This is a genomic window from Mammaliicoccus sp. O-M54 (assembly GCF_022386035.1).
Classification (GTDB): Bacteria; Bacillota; Bacilli; order Staphylococcales; family Staphylococcaceae; genus Mammaliicoccus; species Mammaliicoccus sciuri_A.
In genome coordinates this window covers 201,670-214,146 of record NZ_JAJNJE010000001.1, presented here as the reverse complement: position 1 = coordinate 214,146, position 12,477 = coordinate 201,670, and the positions used below count along the sequence as shown (strand labels likewise).

The 12,477-nt window shown below is 32.7% G+C and carries 15 protein-coding genes; 8 read left to right on the top strand and 7 right to left on the bottom strand.

Annotation, left to right across the window (positions count from 1 at the left end):
- Positions 1-182: 182 nt before the first annotated feature.
- Together LQ673_RS01220 and LQ673_RS01215 are read right to left on the bottom strand one after the other, a co-directional pair.
- Complete coding sequence (locus LQ673_RS01220) at positions 183-386, bottom strand: hypothetical protein (protein WP_025904699.1); 204 nt, start codon at positions 384-386, stop codon at positions 183-185.
- Between the two features lie 83 nt (positions 387-469).
- Entirely contained in the window at positions 470-1,063 is a 594-nt protein-coding gene (locus tag LQ673_RS01215; protein ID WP_025904698.1) for a peptidylprolyl isomerase, read from the bottom strand.
- 76 nt (positions 1,064-1,139) lie between these two features.
- On the opposite strand from LQ673_RS01215, the gene kapB reads away from it, so the two are divergent.
- The 8 genes from kapB (at position 1,140) to mnhG (ending at position 7,402) form a co-directional block, all read left to right on the top strand.
- Positions 1,140-1,517: a kinase-associated lipoprotein B gene (gene kapB / locus LQ673_RS01210; RefSeq protein ID WP_239744988.1), complete on the top strand. Its 378-nt coding sequence runs from the start codon at positions 1,140-1,142 to the stop codon at positions 1,515-1,517.
- Positions 1,518-1,669: 152 nt separating this feature from the next.
- Positions 1,670-4,081: a Na+/H+ antiporter subunit A gene (locus LQ673_RS01205; protein ID WP_191835729.1), complete on the top strand. Its 2,412-nt coding sequence runs from the start codon at positions 1,670-1,672 to the stop codon at positions 4,079-4,081.
- Positions 4,062-4,490, top strand: coding sequence for a Na(+)/H(+) antiporter subunit B (locus tag LQ673_RS01200; protein WP_025904695.1), 429 nt, complete (start codon positions 4,062-4,064; stop codon positions 4,488-4,490). The genes LQ673_RS01205 and LQ673_RS01200 overlap by 20 nt, the downstream gene beginning before the upstream one ends.
- On the top strand, positions 4,490-4,831 hold the full coding sequence (locus tag LQ673_RS01195; protein ID WP_025904694.1) for a Na(+)/H(+) antiporter subunit C: 342 nt from the start codon (positions 4,490-4,492) through the stop codon (positions 4,829-4,831). Before LQ673_RS01200 ends, LQ673_RS01195 begins: the two co-directional genes overlap by 1 nt.
- On the top strand, positions 4,824-6,314 hold the full coding sequence (locus LQ673_RS01190; protein WP_107565326.1) for a Na+/H+ antiporter subunit D: 1,491 nt from the start codon (positions 4,824-4,826) through the stop codon (positions 6,312-6,314). The genes LQ673_RS01195 and LQ673_RS01190 overlap by 8 nt, the downstream gene beginning before the upstream one ends.
- Entirely contained in the window at positions 6,314-6,796 is a 483-nt protein-coding gene (locus LQ673_RS01185) for a Na+/H+ antiporter subunit E (RefSeq protein ID WP_025904692.1), read from the top strand. Before LQ673_RS01190 ends, LQ673_RS01185 begins: the two co-directional genes overlap by 1 nt.
- Positions 6,793-7,083 carry a Na(+)/H(+) antiporter subunit F1 gene (locus LQ673_RS01180; protein WP_025904691.1) on the top strand — a complete coding sequence of 97 codons (291 nt, stop codon included), beginning with the start codon at positions 6,793-6,795 and terminating at the stop codon, positions 7,081-7,083. The genes LQ673_RS01185 and LQ673_RS01180 overlap by 4 nt, the downstream gene beginning before the upstream one ends.
- Entirely contained in the window at positions 7,061-7,402 is a 342-nt protein-coding gene (mnhG, locus tag LQ673_RS01175; protein ID WP_025904690.1) for a monovalent cation/H(+) antiporter subunit G, read from the top strand. Before LQ673_RS01180 ends, mnhG begins: the two co-directional genes overlap by 23 nt.
- Positions 7,403-7,444: 42 nt before the next feature.
- On the opposite strand, the gene LQ673_RS01170 is transcribed toward mnhG, so the two are convergent.
- From LQ673_RS01170 to LQ673_RS01150, 5 genes are all read right to left on the bottom strand, one after another.
- Positions 7,445-7,813, bottom strand: a complete 369-nt coding sequence (locus LQ673_RS01170) for a PaaI family thioesterase (RefSeq protein ID WP_191835728.1) — start codon at positions 7,811-7,813, stop codon at positions 7,445-7,447.
- A 23-nt stretch (positions 7,814-7,836) separates the two neighbouring features.
- Positions 7,837-9,171 carry a Na+/H+ antiporter family protein gene (locus LQ673_RS01165; RefSeq protein WP_037588847.1) on the bottom strand — a complete coding sequence of 445 codons (1,335 nt, stop codon included), beginning with the start codon at positions 9,169-9,171 and terminating at the stop codon, positions 7,837-7,839.
- Positions 9,172-9,351: 180 nt separating this feature from the next.
- Positions 9,352-10,827 (bottom strand): M17 family metallopeptidase, encoded by a 1,476-nt coding sequence (locus LQ673_RS01160; RefSeq protein ID WP_191835821.1) that lies wholly within the window; start codon positions 10,825-10,827, stop codon positions 9,352-9,354.
- Between the two features lie 18 nt (positions 10,828-10,845).
- Positions 10,846-11,166 (bottom strand): YuiB family protein, encoded by a 321-nt coding sequence (locus LQ673_RS01155; protein ID WP_107577233.1) that lies wholly within the window; start codon positions 11,164-11,166, stop codon positions 10,846-10,848.
- Between the two features lie 65 nt (positions 11,167-11,231).
- Complete coding sequence (locus tag LQ673_RS01150; protein ID WP_037588845.1) at positions 11,232-12,446, bottom strand: NAD(P)/FAD-dependent oxidoreductase; 1,215 nt, start codon at positions 12,444-12,446, stop codon at positions 11,232-11,234.
- Positions 12,447-12,477 lie beyond the last annotated feature (31 nt).

Sequence of the window (12,477 nt, the reverse complement as noted above, 5' to 3'; positions counted from 1 at the left end):
TCGTTTCTTGATCGTTAGCGCCTCGTTTTATCTCATTTTTTGATTTTTTTCTGCGCTAACGATCTTGTTTTCGTTTCTTGATCGTTAGCGCCCACCCCTTAACTCAAAATATAAAAAAGAGACTTCGACATACATATGTCTCAGTCTCTTCCTATATATAGTATTCGTTTGGAATGCTTTATTTACTTCTTATTGTTCTTTTTCTCCTCTTGCTCTAAATGATCCATTACTTGTTTTTCAAATGATTTCATTTTTTCTTCGTCTTTTTTAGATTTTTTACGGAACATCATAAATACGATATACGCCAAAATCATAAATAATATCAACGTAGCAACAGCAGGAATATATTCTAATTTATTATCTGGAAAATAAAGAAATTCCATCATAAGCCGACCACTCCCTTAGCAACTAAATTATACCAAAGATTGAGTCGAATGCATTGATTTTTTTATGACAATTGAATGTCGATTTATTTTATAATTTCAATTGTTTCAATTACTACGTCTTCAACTGGTTTATCGTTAGCGCCAACTTTAACATTTGCGATTTCTTCAAGAACTGATTCACCTTCAACAATTTGACCAAATACTGAGTGTTTTTGGTCTAACCAAGGTGTACCACCTTTTTCTGCATAACGATCAACGATTTCTTCAGGCCAACCACCGTCTTTAAGTTGAGATAACATATTTGCAGGTACTTCTTTCATTTGTACAATGAAAAATTGTGAACCATTTGTGTTTGGTCCAGCATTAGCCATAGATAACGCACCGTATAAGTTAAATGCTTGTAATGAGAATTCATCTTCAAAAGCACTTCCATAAATACTTTCGCCACCCATACCTGTACCAGTTGGGTCTCCACCTTGAACCATGAAGTCATTGATAACTCTATGGAAAATAATGCCATCATAGTATTTTTTCTCAGCTAAACCGATGAAGTTTTCAACAGTTTTAGGTGCTAATTCAGGAAATAACTTGAATGTCATGTTTCCTTTAGTTGTTTTAATTTCTACAACTCTTTCACCTTCTAATATTTCAGTTGTTAATTGAGGATAGTTTGTCATTTAATATTCTCCATTCATGTTAAAATAATTACAATAGTGATATCATAACATAATTTTTTAGAAAGGGGATATCAACATGTATTATCAATTTCCACACAAAACAGGTCAATATGTCGTAGAAATAGTTGAAGAAAAAGGAGACCAGTTTCTCATTAAAGTATTAGCTGTTCTCAAACATCCTAGACAAGGAGATTTACATAGTCCAAATGAAGTTGAAAATGTCTTTTTCCATGAAAGAAAAGCTTTAAGTCAATTCGAAAAAAGACATACAACTGCACAGTTTTTAAAAGACTATCCGCACGATGTTCCGAACTATATTGATTCATTAAAAACATCATTAGCTGAACTTGAAGAAAAAATGATTAAAAGAAATAATGCTTATAGTGAACAAGCTTTAAAGTGTATTGAACAATTAAAAATAGATTATTCACGTCAATACAAGGCGAATTTTTAGCAAAACTAAAAAAATTTTAATAAATTTTTAACGTGTTTCTTCATATTTAAAAATAACCTAAAAATTCTGAAAGATTGACTTGATAGTATTTTCAAGCATTAACTTTATTGTGTATAATAATATTTATAAGATTTTTGGAAGGAGGTTATTAAATGAGTTTGATGCATATTATGATTTTGTTACCTTTAATTTTTGCAATCATAATACCAATTTTATACAGATTTTATAAAGGTATACATCTAGGATGGTTTGTACTACCTATTCCGATTATTATATTTAGTTATTTTATGTCATACATAAATGTTCCAGATTCGGATAAACCATTCATTGTAATATGGGATTTCATGCCTAGATTAGGTATGAACTTCTCCGTTCATTTAGACGGACTAAGTTTATTATTCGCATCTTTAATTACAGGGATTGGTGCGCTCGTTGTTTTATATTCCATTACATATTTAAGTAAAAATGAATCACTCGGTAATTTTTATTGTTATTTACTTATGTTTATGGGAGCTATGTTAGGTGTTGTATTATCAGATAACCTATTAATGCTTTACCTATTCTGGGAATTAACATCTATTTCAAGTTTCTTACTTATCGCTTATTGGCGCCATAAACAATCGTCAATATACGGCGCACAAAAGTCATTATTAATTACAGTGTTCGGTGGCTTAATGTTACTAGGTGGATTTATTTGTATCGCAATTGCAGGTAATTCATGGAGTATTACCTCTTTAGTACAAAATGCCGCTGAAATTCAAAGTTCACCTTACTTTATTTTTGCAATGATTTTAATTTTAATTGGTGCTATGACTAAATCTGCACAATTTCCATTTCACATTTGGTTACCAGATGCAATGGAAGCACCTACACCAGTCAGTGCGTATTTGCACTCAGCAACAATGGTTAAAGCAGGTATATATTTAGTTGCTCGTACAACGCCAATTTTTGCAGCAAGTGCTGGATTTGTTTGGGCGGTAACTGCTGTCGGATTAATCACATTGTTCTGGGCATCATTTAATGCTGTTAAACAACAAGATTTAAAAGGTATTTTAGCATTCTCAACAGTTTCACAGCTCGGTATGATTATGTCCATGCTTGGAATCGGTGCTGTCAGTTATCATTATTCTGGTGAAGAAAGTCAATTATTCTTAGCTAGTATTATCGCTGCAGTATTCCATTTAATTAACCACGCAACATTTAAAGGTGCGTTATTCATGATTACGGGAACAATCGATCATGAAGTTGGTACAAGAGACATTAAGAAATTGGGCGGTTTAATGACCATCATGCCAATTTCTTGTACATTCACAATTATTACTGCATTAAGTATGGCGGGTGTTCCACCATTTAATGGTTTCTTATCTAAAGAAATGTTCTTAACAGCAATGTTTGATAGTCATCAAGCTGATGTATTTGGTTTATCAACACTTGGGTACTTACTACCTATCGTTGCGATTGTTGGTAGTATCTTTACGTTTGTATATTCATTTAAATATGTACATGAAATATTCTTTGGAGATTACAAACCTGAAGCATTACCTAAGAAACCACATGAAGCGCCATTACTTATGTTATTGCCGACAGGTATTTTGACATTCTTAGTTGTGTTATTTGGTTTATTCCCAAATATATTAAGCAACAGTATTATTGCACCAGCAGTAAGAGCAATTGCACCATTCGCTGATGCGCCTGATGTTCATATATCTCATTGGCACGGTATAACACCTGCTTTAATAGGTACATTAATCGTATTTATTATTGGTTTTATATTATTTAAATCAGTAGAAAAATGGTTCAATATTTACAGTATTCAACCTGAATACTTAACGTTTAATTATTATTACGACAGAGGTATTCAATTAAGTTCTTATATTTCAAACAAAATCACGCAAAGTTATATGACTGGATTTATCAGATCATACTTAATGTATATTTTCGCATTCTTTATCATTATGACTGCACTTACGTTATTTACACATCCTGTAAGTGTTGCATTCGATAATATAAGCGAAATCAGACCATATGAAGTGATTTTAATGGGATTAATTTTAGTGAGTACATTCTGTATCGTATTAGCTAAATCAAGACTATTTAGCATCATTATGTTAGCTGCAGTTGGTTATTCAGTTGCTTTATTCTTTGTATTCTTCGGTGCACCAGACTTAGCACTGACACAATTATCAATTGAAACAATTTCAACTGCCCTATTCTTACTATGTTTCTACCATTTACCTAAAATGAGTAGACATGATGAAAATAGAAACTTTAAAATTGGTAACTTAATTATTTCGATTTGTGTCGGTATTGGTGTTGTAACAATCGGATTAATTTCATATGGAAATAGACATTTTGATTCTATTTCTCAATATTATATAGATAATGTATACGATCTAGCCGCTGGGAAAAACATGGTAAACGTTATTCTTGTAGACTTCCGTGGATTCGATACATTATTCGAGTCAGCTGTTTTAGGTATTGCTGGCTTAGGTATTTACACATTAGTTAAATTAAGAGACAAAGGTAAAGATGGAGGTGAAGAACATGAAGAAACAATCGAATGATGTATTCTTTCAGTTTAATGCCATTATCATTTTCCTAATTATTATGATGTATGCTGTTTCTATTTTCTTTGGTGGACACTATACACCGGGTGGCGGTTTCGTAGGTGGATTATTACTTTCATCTGCAGTCATTATTATCGGTATAGCATTTGACACTAAAACATTAAAGAAAATGTTCCCATTTGACTTTAAATTAGTAACAGCAACTGGTTTGTTCTTCTGTGTTCTAACACCAATTTTAAGTTGGACATACAACAAAACATTTTTCACACATAAATTTGGAGAATTCCATCTTCCTATCTTTGGTGAAGTTCATTGGCATACAGCAATGCTATTTGATTTAGGTGTATTACTAGCTGTTGTGGGTACTGCCATTACTATCATATTAGCGATTGGAGAGAATGAATAATGGAAATATTAATGATTTTCGTTGCAGGTATTATTATATCCGTATCAGTGTACCTAGTTCTCTCTAAAAGTTTAATTAGGATAATTATTGGTACTACATTACTATCCCATGGCGTACATTTAATGTTACTGACAATGGGTGGATTGAAAAAAGGTGCCTTACCAATTGAAGAAGAAGGTATTAAGAACTATGTTGACCCATTACCACAAGCATTGATCTTAACTGCCATCGTAATAGCTTTCGCTGTTACAGCATTCTTCTTAGTATTAGCTTTTAGAAGTTATAAAGAATTAGGAACAGATAATTTAGAAGAGATGAAGGAGGTACCGAAAGATGAGTAATTTGATTATTGTACCTCTTGTCATTACGTTTTTAACGGCCGTTACGTTAATTTTTGTCGGTCACAGACCTTATGTTAAACGTAAAGTAGTATTAACAGGTTTCTCGTTAGCATTTTTAGTGAGTTTATACAACCTCTACCACATATATATGAATGGAACACAAACTTTAAATTTAGGTAGCTGGCCAGTTCCATACAGCATTGTTATATACGTGGATATGTTAAGTGCATTACTCGTAACTGTAAGTTTATTGATTACGCTTATCGTACTCATATACTCTCACCAATCAATTGGTCTCCATCGTGAAAGATATTTTTATTACTTTGGTGTTTCAATGATGGTGACAGGTGTTAACGGCGCATTTATGACTGGTGACTTATTTAACTTATTCGTATTTTTCGAAGTATTTTTAATGTCATCATATTTATTACTTGTTATTGGTGGTACTAAAATCCAACTACAAGAAAGTATTAAATATATACTCGTTAATGTATTAACATCTGCATTCTTTGTATTAGGTGTCGGTATGCTTTACTCAATTACTGGTACATTAAATATGGGAGATTTACATGTTAAATTCGCTGAACTTTCAGGAACAGATTTAAATATCGTTGTGATTACATTTATTATGTTTCTATTTGTATTTGCGACTAAAGCAGGTATGTTTCCACTGTATTTCTGGTTACCTGGCGCTTATTATGCACCACCAATTCCAATTATCGCGCTATTCGGTGCTTTATTAACTAAAGTCGGTGCATATGCAATTATGCGTACATTTAGCTTATTCTATTCAACAAATAGTGAATTTATTACGCAAACATTAATTGTTCTAGCAATTTTAACAATCATCATGGGTTGTATCGGTGCTATCGCTTATTACGATGTTAAAAAGATTATCATCTATAACATTATGATCGCGATTGGCGTTATCCTAATCGGTGCTGCTATGATGGATAAAAATGGCATGATGGGAAGTATATACTACTTGTTACATGACATGATTATCAAAGCTGCTTTATTCTTATTAATTGGTGTCATTATTAAAATAACTGGTACACCTGATTTAAGAAGGTTCAGTGGATTAATCAATCACTATCCAGTTCTTGGTTGGATTTACTTTATAGCTGCCCTTTCGTTAGCAGGTATACCACCATTAAGTGGTTTCTATGGTAAATATATCATCGTAATGTCTACATTTGAAAATGGTTATTACATAAGTGGTATTATCGTTCTTTTATCAAGTTTATGTGTGCTCTATTCTGTAATGCGTATTTTCTTAATGGCATTTTGGGGTGAAGAAAAAGGTTATATTTATAACCCTAAACTACCAATTAATAAATTAATGATCGCATCAGTTGCCATTACAATTGTAGCCATTCTATTTGGTCTTGGTGCAGACTACTTATATCCATTAGTGGAAAAAGCTGCATTACCATTCTATAACCCAGAGACTTATGTTAATGCGTTAGGAGGCGATTATTAATGGCGATACAAGTACTCATAAATGTTCTTTTAGCTGCATTATGGATGATGCTTTCAGATACGTATACATTTGGTGCATTTGTATTTGGTTATCTATTTGGTATATTGTTCGTCTTAGTAGCCTTACCGCTTCTTCCAGGCAAACATTTATACTTACGTCCTGTTTGGAAATCACTAATTTTAGCAGTTATATTCATGAAAGAATTAATTTTAGCGAATATAGATGTTATTCGAATAGTCATACAAAAAGAAATCCATAATAAGCCTGCATTTTTCGCTTATCCTACAGATTTAGATAAAGATTGGGAAATTAGTTTATTATCACAATTAATCACTTTAACACCAGGTACAATCGTCGTAGCAATTTCAGATGACAAAAAAACACTCTATATTCATTCAATTGATTTTTCAGATATCGATTCTGAAGTGAGTGCGATTAAAGATTCATTTGAAAAAGCTATCAAGGAGGTGAGCATACGATGACAAATATATTCGTTATTATCGCGATTATCATCGTTGCACTCTCTATGATTGGTATGCTGATTCGTGTTATTATTGGCCCTACTCTTGCTGATAGAGTCATTGCGCTCGATGCATTGGGTATTACATTAATGGCCATCATAGCTTTATTCTCAGTATTAACTAATACTAGATATTTATTCGTTATACTTTTATTAATAGGTATATTAGCATTCTTAGGTACTGCTGCATTTGCGAAATTTATGGATAAAGGAGAGATCATTGAAAATGATAGAAACGATTCTTATTAGTATCTCAATTTTTATGATGGTCATTGGAGCTTGCTTTAGCTTTTTCGCAGCGTTAGGTATTCTAAGATTACCAGATGTCTTTTCTCGCGCACACGCCTCAGGAAAAGCTTCTACATTAGGCGTTATGCTTATCTTGTTAGGTGTATTGATATACTTTATCGCAAAAGAAGGACATTTCAATGTTCAATTACTACTAGGTATTATCTTTATATTCATAACAGGACCATTAGCAGGTCACTTAGTTTCAAGAAGTGCTTACTATATGGGCGTTAGACCTAGTGAAAGAACAATACGTGATGATTTAAAAGATGCAAAATAAATAATAAGAGCATGGGACAGTTAATCCCATGCTCTTATTTGTTTATCTTTTCTTTTTGATAGCAATTGTTGCGCGTATAACGGAGATGAGTTCGTCTTGTTCGTTCGTAACTTTGACGTCCCATACTTGAGTTGTTCTTCCGATATGAAGGGCTTGACCTATTGCACGTACTGTACCTGATCGAGTTGACTTTATATGGTTTGCGTTGATTTCTAATCCTAATGGTATTTCATCTTCACTTGAAGCGTAATGTGCTCCCATAGATGCTGCTGTTTCTGCTAATGCTATTGTTGCACCGCCATGTAAGAATCCGAATGGTTGTTTAACTTTATCCGTTACTGGCATCGTCATTTCTATATAACCATGACTTGATTCGATTGTTTCTATTCCAAAGTTCTCTATTAAATCCATATGATTAATCCCCCTTAATCATACTATAATACCATTGCTGCAATAAATCCAAAAATAATTAGCGGGATATTATATATTAAGAAGTTCGGTATACATGTATCTCTAATATGATCGTGTTCACCATCAACATTTAAACCAGCTGTTGGTCCTAAAGTTGAATCACTTGCAGGGCTTCCTGAATCACCTAACGCACCTGCTGTTCCGATAACAGCTATTAATGCCATTGTGCTAAGTCCAATTTCTTGTCCAAATGGAATAAATAAACTAGCAATAATCGGGATTGTCGCAAATGATGATCCTATGCCTAGTGTTACAACAAGACCAATAGCATACATCATTATAATACTGAATGCTTTATTATCTCCTGTAATTGATGCTAGACTTTCAACTAGTGAACCTACTTCATTTGTGGCACTCATCACACCTGCAAATCCGTTTGCTGTTAAAATCACAACACCAATGTATGCCATGATTTGAATACCTTCAACTAATTTAGCATCTAAGTCTCTCCAGTTATATAATCCTGAGAAGAAGAATATTAAAATCCCTGCTAATGCACCAAAAATCATAGATTCCGTTAATGTTTGAACAACGAATGTTCCTAAAATCGCTAAGCCAGTCACAATTAATGGATATGGCTTTAATGTTTTCATTTCTTCGTCTTCTTCCACTTTAATTGTTTTATATGTTCTAGGTTTCCAATACATAATAATTGCAACAATTAATCCGAATACATAACCCATTGATGGAATTAACATCGCTTTCCAAATACTATTGAATTCTATATCTACGTTTGCTTTTCCAAATGCATCAAAGATAATAGATTGGAATATGTGACCATAACCGTATGGGAATAAAATATAAGGGAAACATAGTCCGAATCCAATAACTGTAGCAATTAATCTTCTATCCATTTGTAGTTCATTAAATAAGCTTAATAATGGTGGTATAAGAATAGGTATAAATGCGATATGGACAGGTATAATATTTTGACTGAGTACTGATATGACAAGTAATACAGCCACTAATAATATTTTTATTTTTACTCTACTTTTCTGTGAATTTTCTTTTTTCATTGATGTAATGATTTTTCCTACAATGTAGTCAGTTATACCACTATATGAAATCAGTGCTGCAAATCCTCCTAATAATGCATAAGATAATGCAACTTCTGAACCATCAACGATTGTTTTACCAAATGTGGAAATGACTTTATCAACAGACATTCCACTTAATAAACCACCTGTTAATGCACCAATGAATATACTTAGTACAACATTTAAACGCATTAAACAAAGTATAATCATCACAATAACAGCTACTAATACTGCATTTATTTCCAAAAAGACCCTCTCCATTCTTTAGTTCTCTACCACGATAAAGTGAAATAATGAACTTATCATATCAGTTGAGAAATAGCATGTCAACATTTCAAGAATTAGTCCGAATATTCTGAATCAAATTTCGTCATAATTAAAGCGGGATTCAAACCTATCATAGTACATAGATTTTTTATCCCGCTTTTTATATGTTTGATTTTATTTATTTTTTAAGAAATGTAGTACTGTTGGTATCATAGCACCTGTCGCACCTTTTGGACCTTTGAATGAATCCTTTTCTGTTTCCCCTGAACCTGCAATATCAAAGTGTAAGTGTGGTATTTCATCACTAAAATGCGTTACAAATGCTGCTGCAAATAAAGCTTTACCGTTTTTATTTAAAATACAGTTAGTTAAATCTGCAACTTCTGAAGATTTAATATCTTGTTTCTCTTCATCTGTTATTGGTAATTCAAAACTTACTTCATTTGAATATTTTGCAGCTTGTTTCACATCATCAATGTATTGATCAGCATCGCTTGAGAATATCCCCGTTTTCCCTAAACCTAATGCTGCAACAACTGCTCCTGTTAATGTCGCAAAGTTCATAATAAGCTCTGGCTTATATTGTTTAACGAATGAAACAGCATCACCTAATACTAATCTTCCTTCAGCATCCGTATTTGTTATTTCAACTGTTTCTCCACTTAATGCAGTATATACATCATCTGGTTTCATTGCATTGCTTGAAATCATATTTTCAGCTAATGGTAATACGGCCACTACATGAATTGGTAATTGTAATTGATTGATAGCATGCATCATACCTACTACATTACTTGCACCACTCATGTCATATTTCATCGTTGGCATACCTGTTTTAGATTTAATTTGGTAACCACCTGAATCGTATGTTACACCTTTACCTACAAGTGCGATTGGATCTTGAGTTGATCCTTTATATTCAAGCACGACTAAACGTGGTGGGTTTATAGAACCTTTACCAACTGCATCTAATAAACCAATACCTTCTTCTCTAATTTCATCTTCATTTTTAATCGTGACTTTTACTTGTGAATCTTTAAAATGTTGTTCAATTTGATTTGCGAAATAATCTGGCGTTAAAATATTCGGAGGTGTTTGTGAATAAGTTCTCGCTAAATTAACACTTTCCCCTAAAATTTCACCTTGATTAATAAATGTCGTAACATCTTCAGTTGTCGTTGTAACATAATTAATGACTGTATTAACATTTGCTGATTTGTTTGATTTATACGTATCAAATACAAATGTAGCTTGTGTGAATAACCAACCAAAACGATAAGCACGTTCTTGATGAGATACATTTTGTGATACAAACGTATCATCTAACAAATGTACTTCTTCAATTCTATTACTTTGTAAATATCTGCTTAAGTTTCCGTACACAACTTGATAGTCATTTTCTTTAATTTCTTTTAAGTTACTTAACCCTACAGCAATTAATTTAACGACTTGTCCATTTACGATAATCGCTGTACTAGTGATTTTACCAAGTTCGCTACTAATAATTTGTTGTTTTTTTAAATTTTCAAGTTGTCCGCCTAAAATTTGATCAATTTCATCAAAATTGTGCATTTGATTTAAATGACTTGGACAACCGATTACAATCGGATGTTCATTATTAGAATATGATTCTTTAATTTTTATATTCATCATTATTATCCCCTTTTGTTAAAACATTGAATAACCGCTTCTTCGTAAATTCCTTATAACAAATCCTGCGACAATCGCGCCAATCCATCCTGAACCAAGCATTAATATATCCGCAGTATGTATGTGTGTTAAACCTGTAATAAGTTTTGAAAATGCAGTTGTTGGATCTGTAAAGTACATAGCCGTGGAAATTTTATCTACAATTGCAAAAATAACAAATGGATAAAGTACGACCATTAACCAAGTACCTTTTAATAGCATATTTAATATAAAAGCGATTCCAAAAAACAGAACAAAAAATAATGCCATTGATATGATAACTTGCGGTAAAGATATCATAGCTAACCTCCTTTAAAAAAAGAGACCCGCCTAATAGCAGGTCTCTACACTTAATAATGAATCAATTAGAATTTACCTTTTTTATAGGCTAATCCGATACCACCAATTTTGAAAATTGCACGAGTATCGATAACTTTTTTCATGAATGCTGCTTTTTTACCAGTAATTTCACGACCCATAACAACACCAACACCATCATGGCTACCTAATGAACATACAGTACCTTTGTCATCGTATACGAATGGTTCTGTTTTCTCACCATTGAAGATGTTTTTGATGTTTTTAGCAAGGTGTTCACCTTGTTGCATAGCGATTTGTGCTGTTGTTGGAAGTGGACGTTTGTTGTCTCCTTCACCAGCCATAACAGCTGAACAGTCACCAATTACGAAGATATCATCATAGTTGTCGATTGATAAATCATCTTTAACTACGATACGACCACGTTTAACGCCGTCAAATGATTCTTCCATTAATTTGCTACCTCTAACACCTGCAGCCCAAATAGCTGTGTTAGCTTCTAAAGTTTGTTCTTCGTCGTTAACTTTAACTACGAAACCTTTTTCATTACAAGCAACGATTGGAGTAGAAATTTTGAATTCAACACCACGGTCTTCTAAATATTTAACAACGTAGTTCACTAAGTTTTCTGAGAACATAGGTAACATTTTTGGAGCAGCTTCAACACAAGTGATTTTAACTTTAGATTGATCTACACCGTATTTTTTACATAATTCAGGAATACGTTCTGTTAATTCACCTAATAATTCAACACCAGTGAATCCAGCGCCACCTACTAAGATTGCTAAGTCATTTTCATCTTTTTCTTTAGATGCAGCATAATTAGCAAATTTATCTTCGATGTGTTTAGCAATACGACGAGAAGTGTTAATGTTTTCGATTTGTAAAGCGTGTTCTTTCATACCTTCAATACCGAATGTTTCACTTTCAAATCCTAATGCAACAACTAGAATATCATATTCGAATACACCGTTAGATGTTTCAACTGTTTTAGCATCTTTGTTGATTTTTGTTACTTCTGCTTTAACGAAGTTTACTTTATTTCTGTCGATTACATTTGTAATTGGATATAAAGCATCCTCATAGTTTAAAGTACCTGCAGAAGCTTCGTGTAACCATGTAGCTTCGTAGTGATAATCGTTTTTGTTGATTAATGTAACATCAACGTCTTGGTTTGAAACTAATTTTTGCAATTTAGTTACTGTTTGTAAGCCAGCGTAACCTGCCCCTAATACTAGAACTTTTTTACGTTCAAATCCCATTATTTTCACCTATACTTTCTAAATTTTGTTT